Origin of the sequence: Flagellimonas sp. CMM7 (genome assembly GCF_021390195.1) — a bacterium.
Taxonomy (GTDB): Bacteria; Bacteroidota; Bacteroidia; order Flavobacteriales; family Flavobacteriaceae; genus Flagellimonas.
In genome coordinates this window covers 27,993-44,646 of record NZ_CP090003.1, presented here as the reverse complement: position 1 = coordinate 44,646, position 16,654 = coordinate 27,993, and the positions used below count along the sequence as shown (strand labels likewise).

The window sequence follows — 16,654 nt, the reverse complement described above, 5'->3', positions numbered from 1 at the left end:
ATATCAGTCTTTGACGGCCCAAACAGTAAACATGGAAGTTCAACAGGGGCCGAATATTGATGTGGTTTTAACTGTGGGAATAACAGGTCAAAGCATTGATACTTTTGAGGATGATCTTGGCGCGGCCTTGGAAAGCAAAGGAATCCCGGCAGAAAAACTCTATGTACAAGGGTTTGAGCGCACTACGGTATCCTCCAATTCTGAAGATGCAGCAGCAATATTTAATAATTGGACCCGATGGGGCTACAATCCGCAAACCTGGGAGTTCGTGGATGCCGAAAAACTAATTCGTAGGGTCAATAACGATAGAATGGCTGGGTTTTACGATCCAAATTTTGATTCTTCGAACTACACACTTACCGTAGAAATGGCAAGTTTTGTATATGATGATGACGATTTGGGAATCACTTTCGGAATGCAAAATGGTTCCGTAGGCTCTTATCTTTTTAACCTTTCCGGACTCGTCCGATCATTTCAAAGTAATGAATTTATACCTGGTGATGGTTTTGCTTCCGGACTGTACAAAATTACTAGAGATGACGGATCCTCAAATCCCCGTCATTATGTACAAGGTGTACAAGGCATACCCAATACCATTTTCTCACTTGACACTTGGTATGAAGTAAAGCTGGAAGTAAAAGGTAAAAATGCAAAAATTTGGATAGATGATGTTTTGCTTATTGATTATACAGCAGCAGAAGATATTGGTGGTAGTTATGGTTTCTTTTCTAATAGTCAACCCAATGCCACTTTTAGAAATATTGAAGTCACAAGTCTTAGTCTGAAAAAGTTTAAAGATGTACTAAGAGAACCCCAGTGGCGGAACAGCGCCATGCGTTTTAATGTGAACTTAGATGATCAGGAAGTCGAGGATTTCAATAACGATGATGACCTAGCTGAGATTTTAATGCGCACTATCAATGAAGATATCCATTACATTGGATGGGGGCTTGATGATAATAGAACACAATTTGAACGCTTTGTACAACAAAACAATGACCAGGGAACCTTTATAAACAGGGATTTGGGGAGTTGGTCTACATGGATGGATGACATGGCCCAATACATTTATGATCAATATGTGTTTGAAACCGTTTCCAATGGAGACTATTTTATTGCGGGTACTTCAGTTGAAATTGCTGTTGACCCTACTGAGATGAAAACTAACACCGCCAATGCAAGTTTCCCCAGTGGACGATGGAAGATAACTCATGATGAAACATTCTTTCCCAATAATGAAGGAAGAGTTTCTTGGAACGACCTATATTTAGAAGATGTACCAGAGTATTATGAAAAACCCGGAAGGTATTCTTTTACTTTTGAAGATTTACCGACCTCACCCACAACCTTATTTTTTCATCGAAAACCAGTAGCGAGTTTTACCTATAGCTCAGCAACGGGAGTTTTTAATGACACATCTTATGATTTAGATGGCGGGGCCAATAATGGTATTGCACAAACAGAATGGAAATGGAAGTCTGTGGATGCCGCTTCATCCAACAATTGGACCAATGGGATTTTTGATAAAAACTCGGTGGCTGATGGGGAATACCTTGTTATGCTTACCGTGCAAGATTATCAAGGCGTATGGAGTAGCCCAACAAGTGTTTACATTTTGGTAGATAGTAGTGGTTCATCAACAAGTGAAGACTTACCGGTTGCGCAGTTCAATATACAACCAGATGAGTTGTTTACCTATACTGGGAACATGACCATAACTATTGAGAACAATTCCATAGATCCATACGGTAGAACCTTGTCAACGGAAGAATGGATTGTGACTCAAAGGGTCTATGATTCTGAAGGAAATCCAACGGATACGGAAATCCACAACTCTACCTTGGAAATGACGGATTTCTCAACGTATAACAATCTATCGGCTGAATATATAATTAGCCTAAGAGTACAAACCAATACAGGTGTTTGGTCAGAACCCTTTTATAGGACACTGACCGTAACTCACGATACTACAAACCCAACCTTGAGTGCAACTCCTGAGAATGGATCTCTAAATACTGGAGACCCAATTCTGCTTACTTTCCAAGATGAAAATCTGGGTAGTGGTTTTGATGTGCAACGATATGTGCTGCTTCAGAATGCAACACCACCTGCTTCAGATGCATCCAGTTGGTCATCATGGAGTAATAGTCAATCTAAATCAGTCTCTTTTTCAAGTGGTGGAACAGGATGGTACATACATGCGGAAGCCAGGGATAACGCAAGCAATACTGGAACAGCTTCTTTTGGACCATTTAATATTGCGTTGGTAGTGGGAGCAGATGATGATTTGGCCATTTTGGATGAAGATTCGGTCTCGAACCCCATAGATGTACTATATAATGATGTCTATGATACCAATAACACTCCTACAGTGACTATCACTGTACAAGGGACCAAAGGAAACGCAGTTGTAAATGGAAGTAATCAGGTTATTTATACGCCCAACGAAAATGAGAATGGGAGTGATATCGTAACCTATGAGTTGGATGACGCCGGTACAAAGGTTACTGCAAACATCACACTATCCATTATTCCAGATGATGATTTGCCAACAGCGGTTGCAGAAACGTATAATATCAATGAAAATGACACTTTAGATGACGATGTTTCTTCTAATGATATTGAGGTAGATGGAGACCCTAGGATCTATTACTTGGTGGATAACCCATCTCATGCTTCATCATTTGCATTGAACCAAGATGGCACCTTTAATTATGTCCATAATGGGGATGAGGTAACTTCAGATAGTTTTACGTATCGTTTCGAAGATGCCAATACACTTACGGAAACTGTTACAGCTACTCTAAACGTGACTTTGGTCAACGATTTACCGGAAGGAGCTAATCTTAGTATAGAAATTATAGAGGATGTAGCATTCAGTTTTGAAGCCTCATATTTTGCTTTTAATGATGATGATATAGGAGATTCTTTTAATGGAATACAAGTAGTCAATGTGCCAAGTAGTGGTCAGTTGATGTACAATGGTAATCCAGTACAAGATAATGACATGATTGATGATGTCACCCAGTTGGTATTTACAACCGGACCTGGAGAATTTGGCACTGACTATGCGACCATTAACTATAAAGTAAAGGATTTGTCAGATGCAGTTAGTACTGCTAATTACGATTTCGTCTTGACAGCTTTGGAAGATTTGGACGGGGATGGTGACCCAGATATTTATGATGACGATGACGATGGAGATGGCACCCTGGATACTGATGATGATTTTCCAAGGGATGCAACGGAAGATACCGATACCGATGGCGATGGCACGGGTGACAATGCGGATACGGACGATGACAATGATGGCACCCCGGATACCGATGATGATTTCCCATTGGATGCAACGGAAGATACCGATACCGATGGCGATGGCACGGGTGACAATGCAGATACGGACGATGACAATGATGGCACCCCGGATACCGACGATGATTTCCCATTGGATGCCACAGAGGATACCGATACAGATGGTGATGGCACGGGTGACAATGCGGATGCGGACGATGACAATGATGGCACTCTGGATACTAATGATGATTTCCCATTGGATGCCACAGAGGATACCGATACCGATGGCGATGGCACGGGCGATAATGCCGATACGGACGATGACAATGATGGTACTCCAGATACTGATGATGATTTCCCATTGGATGCCACAGAGGATACCGATACTGATGGCGATGGAACAGGCGATAATGCCGATACGGATGATGACAATGACGGTACTCCAGATACCGATGATGATTTCCCATTGGATGCTACGGAAGACACCGATACCGATGGCGATGGTACGGGCGATAATGCAGATACGGACGATGACAATGACGGTACTCCAGATACCGATGATGATTTCCCATTGGATGCTACGGAAGACACCGATACCGATGGCGATGGAACAGGCGATAATGCAGATACGGACGATGACAATGACGGTACTCTAGATACCGATGATGATTTCCCATTGGATGCCACAGAGGACACCGATACCGATGGTGACGGCACAGGCGATAATGCCGATACGGATGATGACAATGACGGTACTCCAGATACCGATGATGATTTCCCATTGGATGCCACAGAGGATACCGATACTGATGGTGATGGTACGGGCGATAATGCAGATATGGACGATGACAATGATGGCACCCCGGATACCGACGATGATTTCCCATTGGATGCTACGGAAGACACCGATACCGATGGCGATGGCACGGGTGACAATGCAGACCTTGATGCAGATGGTGATGGTACCCCGGATACAGTAGATGCATTTCCACTAGATCCTACAGAGGATACCGATACCGATGGCGATGGTACTGGGGACAACACGGATTCTGATATTGATGGAGATGGTACTCCAAATATAGAAGATGCTTTTCCTTTTGATTCCAGTGAAGATATGGATACAGACGGAGATGGTACTGGAGACAATGCGGATCTGGATGCAGATGGTGATGGTACCCCGGATACCGACGATGATTTCCCATTGGATGCCACAGAGGATACCGATACCGATGGTGATGGTACTGGGGACAATACGGATTCTGATATTGATGGAGATGGTACTCCAAATATAGAAGATGCTTTTCCTTTTGACTCCGGTGAAGATATGGATACAGACGGAGATGGTACTGGAGACAATGCGGATCTGGACGCAGATGGTGATGGTACCCCGGATACAGTAGATGCATTTCCACTAGATCCTACAGAGGATACCGATACCGATGGTGATGGTACTGGTAACAATTCCGATTCTGATATTGATGGAGATGGTACTCCAAATACAGAGGATGCCTTTCCATTAGACCCAAGCGAAGATGCAGATGCAGATGGTGATGGTACAGGTGACAATGCGGATACGGATGATGATAACGATGGATTAATGGATGATGATGATGATTTTCCCACAGATAGCGAGCCATTGATAACACCGGCCCAAGCCTTTACACCAAATGGTGATGGAATGAATGATGGATGGGTAATTCCTGGAATCACTAATTATCCTAACAATGTGGTAAGGGTATATAACAGATGGGGTCACGAGGTATTTGCTACCAAAGGTTATGAAAATAATTGGGGAGGTTTCTATAAAAACAATAGCGAAAAACTACCTCCTGGATCATATATGTATGTGATAGATTTAGGTAATGGAACAAAACCAATACAAGGTTGGATTTATATTAATTATTAGTCAAAAAACATAAAATAATGAAAAATTTAATATTGGTTTTTGGTATAACCATAGGTTTATGCGCTCAATTCATGGCTGCACAACAAGACCCTCAATATACCTTTTACAGATATAATATGAACCTTGTTAACCCTGCATACGCTGGAACCAGCGAAGCTGCAGAGCTAACCTTGGGACTTCGAAGTCAATGGGCTGGAGTAGAAGGGGCTCCAGAGAGTCAAAGTGCGCTTTTCTCCATGCCTGTTGCCGCAAACGTTGGTTTGGGAGTGGCTATTTTAAACGATCAAACCTTTATAGAGAACCAAACATGGGTAGCAATAGATTTTTCATATAAACTAAAGATCAATGAAGATTATACCCTCTTCTTAGGTCTTAAAGCAAGTGGAAATTCTTATAGTGCAAATACCGCTGGACTTGTAACATACGGTATGGGACAAGATGGTTCTTTAATGGATTTTGAGAGTAGATTTACTCCAAATGTGGGAGTGGGGGCTTATTTAAAACATGACAACTATTTTGTTTCACTATCTGCTCCAAAGTTATTGACTCCAAATCGTTTGGAAGAAATTAACGGTAATGCCTTTATGAGTACAGATAGAAGGCATATGTATTTAGTAGGAGGTTATGATTTTAAACTAAATAAGAACTTAACATTGCAGACCAGCAGTATGCTGCGCTATGTTGACGCATCTCCACTGTCAGTAGATATTACTTCAATTTTTGACTTCGGTCAACGCTTTAAATTTGGAACCTCATATCGATTGGATGAAGCATTAAGCGGGTTGATCATGTTTGATATAAGTTCAGGGTTTCATATAGGATATGCTTATGAAGCCTCTATGGAGAATTCCATAAACAACATTGATAATAGTTCACATGAACTTTTTATGAGACTGACTATGTAATGATATTGTCATGCTAAAGAAGCAAGGTGCAATATTGATCTTAAAAGATTGGTTGCACCTTGTTTGATATGATAACAATATGTTTGTTGTCTAGATTAGTGGTGAAAAACAAATAAACATCCCCACCATCTTTAATCTTATGTTTCTTACGTAACGCTGCAACAGATGCAGGAAAATTTCTTGTAGTGATATTTGCTTTGCTAATTTTAAGCTCTTTTAATGCGTTTTTGGAATAAGGCAGAACAGTTCTAATTTCAAACCTCCTCCCCGGAAAATCAATTAAAACTTCAGAGGTATACAAATGTGAATGTTGATGCAGTTTTTTGACGCCGTAAGCTTTTGCTACTGATTTAAAACCGCCAGATTTTAAAATAGCTGAATTAGGCTCATACAAGTATTTTTCAGGATTATTATATGTAACTACAACAGAAGGTTCCTCGTGTAAACTAAAACTAAAAAACACTTCTTGGTCTTGGATGAGGTTTATAGCGTTTATTGTAATATCTTTTTTAAAACCATGTTCCAAAACATAAAGCAATTCCTTTACTTCATTGTTAATTGCCACAACATGGATTTCTTTCACAAAATCCAGTTCTTTAATACTTTGAGAAATATCTAGAAGAGGGGAGGTTTTAACTAAAACGTTTTTTGTTTTCTCAAAAAGAGCTTGAAGATTTTCTGGGAGATTGGGTAGACAATCTTTCAACAAGAAAACTTTTCCTTTATCATTATTTCTTCTTGAAGGGTCGATGTAGATCCAGTCAAATTTTTGAATGGTACTTTTGAGAAATTGAATTCCATCATCAGGAATACAGGTGATATTGTTTTGACCAAATACTTCAAAATTATGTTTTGCAATTTCACTTAATTCAGAATTGATTTCGCAATGAAAAACTGTATCGATTTGCTTTGAAAAAAAATACGAATCAACACCAAATCCACCAGTTACATCCAAGATTGTTTTTCCATTAATAAGTTTAGATTTGTAGCGAGCTGTTTGCTCTGAACTTGTTTGCTCAATATTCAGTTTATTTGGATAGTAAATGTTGAGGGTATTGAACCAAGAAGGGAGTTTGTCCTTACACTTTTTCTTGGCTTCTAGCTGTTCTACCAACTCTTTTTGAGAAACTCCTTCAAAAAGTTGTTTTTTTAGCAAAACTGACACGATGTCAGCATTCCAATTTTTATGTATAAAATCTTGTAAACCAGTATTTAATATTACTTTATTCAAACTAAAACTATAAGTTTCTAGTCAACTTTTTCACTACGGAATTTTCGGCTAAAAACTCCTTTAAAATCACTTTTATTGCAGTATATCCTGGTACTGCTACGACCATGCCAACAATACCAAATACAAGACCGGCAATAATGATTACCAGAAAAATTTCTAGGGGATGTGACTTTACACTTGTAGAAAAAATGAAGGGTTGAGAAAAGAAATTATCAATGAGTTGACCAATAATCAAACCTACAAAAACGTACAGTGCTTTTGGCAAAATCACCGTGCTAAAATCAGCTCCTAAAAAACTGGTCATGGTCAACGTAATCATGATGGCACCACCGATGATTGGACCTATGTATGGAATGATGTTAAAGAGGGCACAAAGGAATGCAATCACGATGGCATTTTCTACACCTGCAATTAAAAGTGCAATGGTATAAATAACGAATAAAATAAAAAGCTGAAGTAAAATTCCGGCAAAGTATCTGGACAATAATCCATTGATTTTATCGACAGATTTTACCAAATTACTTTCTCTGTTATCGGGAACAAAAGTCAACATTCCATTTTGAAAGAGCTTACTGTCCTTTAAAAAGAAAAATGAAATAAAAAGAACTGAGAAAAGACCAATACTAAAATTGCTCAATATGTTGACAAATGAATTTAGAAAGTCTGGAATGAATCCTAAATCTAAACCTTCCAAAACGTTTTTCTCCAAATCTGAGTCTTCAATTAAATGGGTAACGTTATCTGTTGTGGCGCCAAAATATTCAAGAATTTGTAAGTAAAGGGTATTTACATCTGCTTTTAAAGCTTCAATGTCCAATAGTGATAAATTTTTACTTTGTTCAGAAATCAAAGGAATAAAGAGCGCTAGAATTCCAAGGAAAATAACCAACATAAAAACCATTGTCAGTATAACTGCAAGCGTGTTGGGAAACTTTAATTTTCTTCTTAAAAAAAGAACTACTGGTCTACCTAGAAGAGCAATTACCGCGGCAATGGCCAAATAGGCCAAAACAGATTGAATCTTAAATAAAAAGTAGCCCAGAAGAACAACACCAACGATAATGGCTACTGCTCTTAAAATCCCTTTGGATATTATTTTTGAAGTCATACGTTAACTTTTAAAGGCATATTCTACAATATTGGCACCCATTTGTAGCGCTTTTAATCTAATTTCTTCTGGATCGTTATGAACGGATGGATCTTCCCAACCGTCTCCTAAATCACTTTCAAAAGTGAACAACAACAATAGTCTTCCTTCTTCAAAAATACCTAGGGCTTGAGGTCTTTTTCCATCATGCTCATGGATTTTAGGCAGACCAGCAGGGAATTGATATCTCTGATTAAAAATAGGGTGATCAGCACCAAGCTCTTCCAACTGCTTATTTGGAAACACTTTTTCCAATTCTCTTCTTAAATAGGACTCCATCCCGTAATTATCATCAATATGTAAAAAGCCACCTGCCAATAGATAGGTTTTCAAGTTTTCTGCCTCTTCATCAGAAAAGAAAACATTTCCATGCCCAGTCATATGGAGATAGGGATATTGAAATATAGAAACGCTGCCAATCTCTACCGTTTCTGGTTTTGGGTTTATTTTGGTGCCAATGTTGTTATTGCAGAACTGAATTAAGTTTGGCAAAGCCGTTGGGTTGGAATACCAATCCCCGCCGCCACCGTATTTTAGAATTGCGATTTCTTGGGCATGACAAAGGCTTATCACAAAAAAAGTTAAAAAACCACATAGCTTGGTAAGTTGTTTCATTTTCCCACGAATAACTAAGAAATCAAAAATACAGTATTCATGTTTAAAAAAATCATAATTCCCTTCATGGCATTTCTGGCAATGTCTCTTATGGCATTTTACGCAGGCAAGAAAGAACGTGCAGTTGAGCCTGAGAACGAAGCGGCTAAAAGTGATTTGTACGAACCTTCGATAGTTTTGGAATTGTTTACCTCGCAAGGTTGTTCCAGTTGCCCACCTGCGGACGTACTTTTAGAAAAGGTGAAAAAACAATACCCGGAAAATGTTTACGCCTTGTCCTATCATGTAGACTATTGGAACTACATTGGTTGGGAAGATCCTTTTAGTAAATCTGTTTATACAAAAAAGCAAAGGGATTATAATAGAAAGTTCCAGTACAGAAGTAATTATACTCCGCAGTTGGTCATCAACGGAAAAGAACACTTTGTAGGTTCCAATCAATCAAAAATGCATTCTAAGATAAATGAATACAAAGCAAAAAAAACCGATAATGCCTTAGACTTGAATGTTAGCGAAGCAAATCAAAATTCAATAGCATTTAATTATGCCATAGAAGGTAATTTAGTAGGTAAGCAGCTTAAAGTTATTTTGGTATTGGATGAAAGGACAACTTCTGTTAAAAGAGGAGAAAATAGAAACAGAACCTTGAAGAACAGTAACATTGTAGTAGCGGAAAGGTATGTGCCCATTGTAACTAAAAAGGGAACGTCTTCAATTACGATTCCCAAGCTTGTATCCTCTAATGACAAGTTAACCTTAATGATACTTATAGAATCTGATGACTTGGATATTACTGGTGCCGCAAAAGCTCAGATTAGTAGCTAGCTATTGATTATAGAAACGGTTGTGCAAGCAACAATTGCTGCGGTTTCGGTCCGTAAACGGTTGTTTCCCAAAGATACAGGGACAAAACCTTTGGCGTATGCCAGATTTATTTCAGTTTTTGAAAAATCACCTTCAGGACCTATAAGAATGATAAGGTCTTTATCGGCCGCAACCCTTCTTTTCAGTTCCATTTTTTCACCTTCATCACAATGCGCAATAAATTTTAATCCACTCATTTCTTGATTCATGAATTCTTTATAAGAAATTGCAGGATTTAATTTGGGTAAATGTGTTTGTAACGACTGTTTCATAGCAGATTGCAACACTCGCTCCATTCGTTCCAATTTTAGGATTTTTCGCTCAGAATGTTCGCAAATGATGGGGGTTATTTCATCTACACCTATTTCCGTCGCTTTTTCCAAGAACCATTCGTAGCGGTCGTTCATTTTGGTTGGAGCAACAGCAAGATGAAGTGTGTAGCGTTTTGGAATACTTTTTTCCGTAGATATTATTTGTGCTTTGCACTTTCTAATATCCGCAACCAGGATTTCAGCTTCAAAAAGGTATCCTTTCCCATTGGTAATGTGTAAAACATCTCCCTCTTTCTTTCTCAGTACTTTTAAGATATGCTTACTTTCCTCAGCGGAGAAAAAGAACTGTTTAAAACTATTATCTAGGGAAGGGTTGTAAAAAAGTTGCATAATCTATAATTTGCTTTTTGCGTGTTCTAAACCAAGTTCAATCCAATTTTGAAGTTGTTCTTCAGTTTTAAAACCCTCAGGGGATACAAAAACAAACTCTTTCATTGGTTTGCCTGTAAAATCCATAGGTCTTACAAATTCTTGTGCTAAAACATCAGGCATTTTATCACCTATGATGCGAACCATCAAATCATTTTTTACAGGACCTACCGTCATTTTTCCACTATATAAAAAGGCAACTCCCCCAAACATTTTCTTTTCGGTAAATTCTTCTGGAAATATTGCCAATGCATGACGAATTCTGGTTGCTATTTCTTCATTATATGCCATTCTCAAATTTGAAAGTGAAAAGGTAGAGATTAAAAGTTAATCAAACCTATGGTCAACTGCCAATTGCATACCTTGCTTTGGCTCCTACGCTTTGGTCCGTGAATTGTTTTTCTAAAAACTTTAAATAACCAACAATACCAATCATTGCCGCATTATCTGTGCAGTATTGAAATTTAGGGATGTAAGTTTTCCACCCTAATGTTTCTTCCGCTTCTTTTAGTTTTGCTCGTATTCCAGAATTGGCAGCAACTCCACCACCTATGGCAATCTGTTGAATCCCGGTTTGTTTTACCGCAAGCTTGAGCTTATCCATTAGGATTTCTAGTATCGTATACTGCACCGAAGCACAGATGTCATTAATGTTTTCCGTGACAAAACCTGGATTCTTTTTTGTTTCTCGCTGTATAAAATACAGAATACTTGTTTTTAATCCGCTAAAGCTAAAATTAAGCCCTTCCACTTTGGGTTTTGGAAAGTCAAAAGCTCTAGGGTTCCCAAGTTGTGCATTTTTGTCTACTAATGGCCCGCCTGGATATGGTAACCCCATTAACTTTGCACTTTTATCAAAAGCTTCGCCCACGGCATCATCTAGCGTTTCACCAAGAACTTCCATATCAAAATAATTGTTTACCCTGACAATCTGAGTATGGCCTCCGCTAATGGTCATTCCCAAAAAAGGGAATTCTGGAGTCGTCATGCTTTCATCATCAATGAAGTGCGCTAAAATATGGGCTTCCATGTGGTTAACTTCAATCAATGGAATGTTCAGCCCCAGTGATAATGACTTGGCAAAAGAAGCTCCTACCAATAAAGAACCCATAAGTCCTGGACCTCTGGTAAAAGCTATGGCAGATAGTTGTTTTTTATCGATATTTGCCTTGGCCAAGGCTTGATGTACTACGGGAACTATATTTTGTTGATGGGCTCTAGATGCTAATTCTGGAACAACACCTCCATATTGCTTGTGTACCTCTTGTGTTGCCACTACATTGCTTAACACTTTTGTGTTACACAAAATGGCCGCAGAAGTATCATCGCAAGAAGATTCTATTGCAAGAATGTATATTTTTTTATTTACCACAGGTTTTGGAACAAAAGTTGGTCAAGCAAAGGTAAAACATAAAGCCCTATCAGAAAACTAAGGAAAATACTGTTACGATTTATATTGGCGATTCTGCTTCTAATGGTATTGGGCTCGTTGATACTATCAATTCCGGCTGTACAAACTAGAATGGCAAAATATGCCACAAAATCCCTTAACGAAGAGTTTGGCACTAATATTTCCATAGACCGTCTTAGCTTATCCCTATTCAATCTAAACACAGGCATAAAGGGCATTTATGTTGAAGATTATAAAAAGGACACTCTCGTTTATATTGAGAAATTGACCACGTCTATTTTAAACATTAGAAATATGGCCAATGGTAAAATGGAGTTTGGTGATATTGATGTGGATGGCCTGTTCTTTAATCTGAAGACCTACAAAAATGAGAGGGATACCAACTTAGATGTCTTTGTTGCCAAATTGGATGATGGGCAACCCAGAGCACCAGGTACTCCTCCTTTCTTCATGTCATCTGATGAAATACAGATTTCTGAAGGGAAATTTAAACTTATTGATGAAAATTTGGAATTTCAAGAGACATTGAATTTTACAGGTATGGATGTCTTGGCAAAAGATTTTCAAGTTCTGGGACCAGAAGTTACCCTAAAAATTAATGGTTTATCGCTACAGACAAAAAGGGGATTGCGATTAAAAAACCTTTCTACAGATTTTAAGTATACCAAACAGCAGATGCGTTTTGATTCGCTGAGAATTCAAACCAAAGAATCTAAAATTAAAGGAGACTTAGTGTTCAATTATAATCGTGAAGATTTTAAAGAATTTTTGGACCGGGTCAATGTAGCGGCAGATTTTAATGAATCTACTATAGCACTTAATGAAGTCAATGCATTTTATAATGAATTTGGAACAGATAAGGTAGTTTCATTTACTGGAAACGTAAGTGGGGTATTAAACAAGTTACAAGTAAAAGAATTATTTATCCAATCCGAAAATACTGGTATTAGGGGAGACTTTGAGTTTGATAACATGTTTAGCAAGGAGGCCCCATTTATCATGCGATCTGATATAGACAATCTTACATCCAGCTATTACCAACTAAGGTCATTGTTACCAGATATTTTAGGGAAAAACATCCCTTCCTCTATTCAAAAATTAGGTCAGTTTACCATTCGTGGAGATGCAGAGGTGACGGAAACGTCCTTAGATGTACAAATTAACTTGAATACAGCAATAGGTAGTAGTTATACCAATCTGCAAATGACCAATATCCAAGCTATAGATGATGCTTCCTACATTGGTTTTGTATCGCTCATAGATTTTGATTTAGGAAACTTTGCGGAAAACAATCAGCTGGGTTTAGCAACTATGGATGTTAATGTAGAAGGTAAAGGCTTTATAGCCGAATATTTGAACACTGAGGTTATTGGAGAAGTATATAAATTGGAATTCAATGATTATGAATATAACAATCTAAAAGTATCTGGTGTTTTAAAAGAAAAGCTTTTTGATGGTTCATTGGTAAGTAATGATGAAAACTTTCAATTTGATTTTAAAGGATTGGCTGATTTTGGAGATAATGCCAATAACTTCAACTTTATTGCTTCCGTAGCACATGCAGATCTTAAAAAATTAAACTTTATCAACGACAGTGTATCTATTTTTAAGGGAGATTTAAATATGGATATTGAAGGGACCAATCTCGACAATATCATGGGTCAATTACGTTTTTCAAATACCACGTATCAAAATAAAAACGAAACCTACTATTTTGATGATTTTGCTGTATCCTCTTCTTTTGACCAAGACACTGTGAGAACTGTGGAAATTAACTCCCCCGATATTATTACCGGCTATGTAAAAGGAAAATTTAAGGTAAAAGAAATAGGGAAGTTGGTGCAGAATTCCATAGGTAGTATCTATACAAACTATAAGCCTTTTGAGATTTCTGAAGGACAAAGGCTCAGCTTTAATTTTAAAATCTACAATAAAATAGTTGATGTATTTTTTCCTGAGGTTGTTTTTGACCCCAATACATTTATTCGAGGAAACATAATTTCTGATGAAGGAGATTTTAAACTCACCTTTAAGTCTCCGAGTATTGAAGCTTTTGGAAACGATTTTGATAATATAGAGCTGAAAATTGATAATAAGAATCCATTGTTTAACACCTTCGTTTCGGTTGAAGACATGTCCACCGTTTACTACGATGTAAAGGATTTTAATCTTATTAACACAACACTAAAAGACACCCTGTTCTTTAGAACAGAGTTTAAGGGAGGAAGTGAGTACAACGATAGCTATAACCTAAATTTCTATCATACATTCAATAAAGAAAACAAATCGGTAATCGGGTTAAAAAAATCTGATGTCAATTTTAAGGGCAATGTTTGGGTGCTTAATAAAGATGGAAACAATAAGAATAAAGTTATCATCAACAGAACTTTGGACAGCATCAGGATTGAAGATGTTGTGATGGATAATAATGATAGTGAACAAATAAGGCTTAGGGGAGAATTGGCAGATTCAACATACAAGGATTTGGATTTGCAGTTTAAAATTGTTTCGCTTAACAAGATAACCCCAGAAATAGACAGTCTAAAGTTGGATGGGTCAGTAAATGGATTTCTCAATATTTTACAAAAGGATGGCAAGTATTTGCCAACTTCCAGTTTAAATGTTAGGGACTTTAGTATTAACAAAATCCGTCAGGGTGATTTAGAAATAGGCATTTTTGGAAACAATGATTTAACGCAATTTGGCGTAAGTACGTATTTGAATGATAATGGAAAAGAGCGGTTGAGTATAAATGGTAATGTTACAAACCAAAACAATAATAGGCAGTTGGATCTGGCCGCAAACTTTACCGACTTTCGCCTTGAACCTTTCAGTGCTTTAGGGGACGGGGTAGTTTCAAACATTAGAGGTAGTATTAGTGGGAATGCTAAGATTACTGGAGGTATTTCTAACCCATCAATAAATGGCGCACTTAGTTTAAACGATGCAGGAATTGGTATACCTTATTTAAATGTGGATTATGATTTTGCACCATATTCACGGGTTCGCCTTTTTGACCAGACTTTTTACTTTGACAATATTGGACTTTCAGATGTAGTTGAAGGTACTACAGCAACATTGGATGGGACTATAAACCACACCGCTTTTGATGATTGGTCGCTTGATTTGGATGTGGACACAAAAAACAATCGCTTTATGATTCTGAATACGGAATTCGATGAAGAAGCGCTGTATTATGGGACTGGCTTTATAAATGGAACAGGAAGTATTTATGGGTCTACAGATGCCCTTAATATTGCAGTTGATGCCACAACCGCCAGAGGAACATCATTAAAAATACCCCTTAGTGATGTAACCAGTGTTGGAGATTATTCGTTTATCAATTTTATTGAGAAGACCGGTTCAGAATCGTTTAAGGAAGAACGAGTGCTAAAGGATTACCAGGGTTTGGAAATGGCTTTTGACTTGGCAGTAACTCCAGATGCTGAAGTGGAAATAGTGGTGGACCAGAGTACAGGAAGCTCATTGAAGGGAACTGGAGAAGGTATCCTTCTTATAGAAATCAACACCAATGGAAAATTTAATATGTATGGGGAGTTTGTTGCAGTTACGGGCGAGTATAATTTCAGGTATGGTGGTGTAATTGATAAGAAATTTCAAGTACGTCCAGGAGGTACAATTCTCTGGGAACGTGATCCATTGGCAGCACAACTTAACTTGGAAGCGGTCTATGCACTTAACGCCAATCCAGCACCACTATTGGATAACCAAGGATACAAAGCAAGAATACCCACAGAAGTGGTGGTGCGTTTAGATGGAGAGTTGGAAAGTCCCAATATTAACTTTGATATTGATTTTCCGGGAACCAATTCTGTGGTACAATCAGAACTGGAATATAGATTGCAAGATCCAACGGTTAAAGAACGTAACGCATTCTTCCTTTTGGCTCAAGGAACATTTGTAAATGAACAAACAGGTATCAATCAACAAGCCGTGACTGGTAATTTAATTCAAACGGCATCGGGACTTCTTAATCAAATCCTATCTGGTGATAATGATAAGTTCAATTTAGGGGTTTCATACGAACAAGGATATTTAGATGCTAATGCGGATATTCAAACAGAAAATAGAATAGGGGTGACCGTCTCAACTCAAATATCAGATAGGGTTTTGGTCAACGGAAGAGTGGGAGTACCGGTAGGTGGGGTATCTGAAACGGTTGTTGCCGGAGATGTAGAAGTCCAAGTACTGTTAAATGAAGAAGGCACATTGAGCGCTAAAATATTTAACAGAGAGAACCAAATACAACAATTCTTGGCAGAGCGTCAAGGATATACGCAAGGTCTTGGTCTATCGTACCAAGTTGATTTTGATAGTTTTAAAGAGTTGATGCAGAAAGTATTCAAAAAGAAAAAAAAGAAGATCAGTCCACCAGAACTTCAAAAATCCACGGAGATTATGGGAAAAGATAGTCTAATCCGTTTCACTGCTAAAGACAAGACTTCCAAAAAGTTACCTAATTAAGGTTACATTTTTAGTGTTTTTTGATAAAAAAAATTACGAAAACGTTTGCGAAAACGCCTGAAAACAAATTAGTTAATATGTCATTCATTAATTAA

General features: G+C 37.9%; 10 protein-coding genes. 4 read left to right on the top strand and 6 right to left on the bottom strand.

From position 1 onward, the window contains the following. Nucleotides 1-31 precede the first annotated feature (31 nt). A complete protein-coding gene (locus tag LV704_RS00170) occupies nucleotides 32-5,200 on the top strand; it encodes a gliding motility-associated C-terminal domain-containing protein (protein WP_163421899.1) in 5,169 nt (1,722 codons plus the stop codon). 17 nt (nucleotides 5,201-5,217) lie between these two features. Further along, complete coding sequence (locus LV704_RS00165) at nucleotides 5,218-6,105, top strand: type IX secretion system membrane protein PorP/SprF (protein ID WP_163421900.1); 888 nt, start codon at nucleotides 5,218-5,220, stop codon at nucleotides 6,103-6,105. A 40-nt stretch (nucleotides 6,106-6,145) separates the two neighbouring features. On the opposite strand, the gene LV704_RS00160 is transcribed toward LV704_RS00165, so the two are convergent. From LV704_RS00160 to LV704_RS00150, 3 genes are read right to left on the bottom strand one after another with little or no spacing between them, the layout of a single operon-like run. Continuing rightward, entirely contained in the window at nucleotides 6,146-7,336 is a 1,191-nt protein-coding gene (locus LV704_RS00160) for a class I SAM-dependent methyltransferase (protein ID WP_163421901.1), read from the bottom strand. A gap of 7 nt (nucleotides 7,337-7,343) precedes the next feature. After that, entirely contained in the window at nucleotides 7,344-8,444 is a 1,101-nt protein-coding gene (locus LV704_RS00155; RefSeq protein WP_163421902.1) for an AI-2E family transporter, read from the bottom strand. Nucleotides 8,445-8,447: 3 nt separating this feature from the next. Then, on the bottom strand, nucleotides 8,448-9,098 hold the full coding sequence (locus tag LV704_RS00150; RefSeq protein WP_163421903.1) for a DUF4159 domain-containing protein: 651 nt from the start codon (nucleotides 9,096-9,098) through the stop codon (nucleotides 8,448-8,450). A gap of 39 nt (nucleotides 9,099-9,137) precedes the next feature. Between LV704_RS00150 and LV704_RS00145 the strand changes: the two genes are divergently transcribed. Beyond that, nucleotides 9,138-9,923: a thioredoxin family protein gene (locus LV704_RS00145; RefSeq protein WP_163421904.1), complete on the top strand. Its 786-nt coding sequence runs from the start codon at nucleotides 9,138-9,140 to the stop codon at nucleotides 9,921-9,923. Here LV704_RS00145 and LV704_RS00140 read toward each other — a convergent pair. The 3 genes from LV704_RS00140 to tsaD are packed head-to-tail and all read right to left on the bottom strand — an operon-like array spanning nucleotide 9,920 to nucleotide 12,035. Next, nucleotides 9,920-10,624, bottom strand: coding sequence for a 16S rRNA (uracil(1498)-N(3))-methyltransferase (locus tag LV704_RS00140; RefSeq protein WP_163421905.1), 705 nt, complete (start codon nucleotides 10,622-10,624; stop codon nucleotides 9,920-9,922). The two genes, LV704_RS00145 and LV704_RS00140, sit on opposite strands and share 4 nt — an antisense overlap. Nucleotides 10,625-10,627: 3 nt before the next feature. Continuing rightward, nucleotides 10,628-10,954, bottom strand: a complete 327-nt coding sequence (locus tag LV704_RS00135) for a TfoX/Sxy family protein (RefSeq protein ID WP_163421906.1) — start codon at nucleotides 10,952-10,954, stop codon at nucleotides 10,628-10,630. 52 nt (nucleotides 10,955-11,006) lie between these two features. After that, nucleotides 11,007-12,035: a tRNA (adenosine(37)-N6)-threonylcarbamoyltransferase complex transferase subunit TsaD gene (tsaD, locus tag LV704_RS00130; protein ID WP_163421907.1), complete on the bottom strand. Its 1,029-nt coding sequence runs from the start codon at nucleotides 12,033-12,035 to the stop codon at nucleotides 11,007-11,009. A gap of 102 nt (nucleotides 12,036-12,137) precedes the next feature. Between tsaD and LV704_RS00125 the strand changes: the two genes are divergently transcribed. Beyond that, nucleotides 12,138-16,559: a translocation/assembly module TamB domain-containing protein gene (locus LV704_RS00125; RefSeq protein ID WP_163422890.1), complete on the top strand. Its 4,422-nt coding sequence runs from the start codon at nucleotides 12,138-12,140 to the stop codon at nucleotides 16,557-16,559. The last annotated feature ends 95 nt before the right edge of the window (nucleotides 16,560-16,654 follow it).

Coding starts and splice junctions, on each gene's coding strand:
- LV704_RS00170 (WP_163421899.1), top strand. CDS start 32: ATGGAAGTTCAACAGGGGCCGAATATTGATGTGGTTTTAACTGTGGGA.
- LV704_RS00165 (WP_163421900.1), top strand. CDS start 5,218: ATGAAAAATTTAATATTGGTTTTTGGTATAACCATAGGTTTATGCGCT.
- LV704_RS00155 (WP_163421902.1), bottom strand. CDS start 8,444: ATGACTTCAAAAATAATATCCAAAGGGATTTTAAGAGCAGTAGCCATT.
- LV704_RS00150 (WP_163421903.1), bottom strand. CDS start 9,098: ATGAAACAACTTACCAAGCTATGTGGTTTTTTAACTTTTTTTGTGATA.
- LV704_RS00145 (WP_163421904.1), top strand. CDS start 9,138: ATGTTTAAAAAAATCATAATTCCCTTCATGGCATTTCTGGCAATGTCT.
- LV704_RS00140 (WP_163421905.1), bottom strand. CDS start 10,624: ATGCAACTTTTTTACAACCCTTCCCTAGATAATAGTTTTAAACAGTTC.
- LV704_RS00135 (WP_163421906.1), bottom strand. CDS start 10,954: ATGGCATATAATGAAGAAATAGCAACCAGAATTCGTCATGCATTGGCA.
- LV704_RS00125 (WP_163422890.1), top strand. CDS start 12,138: ATGGTATTGGGCTCGTTGATACTATCAATTCCGGCTGTACAAACTAGA.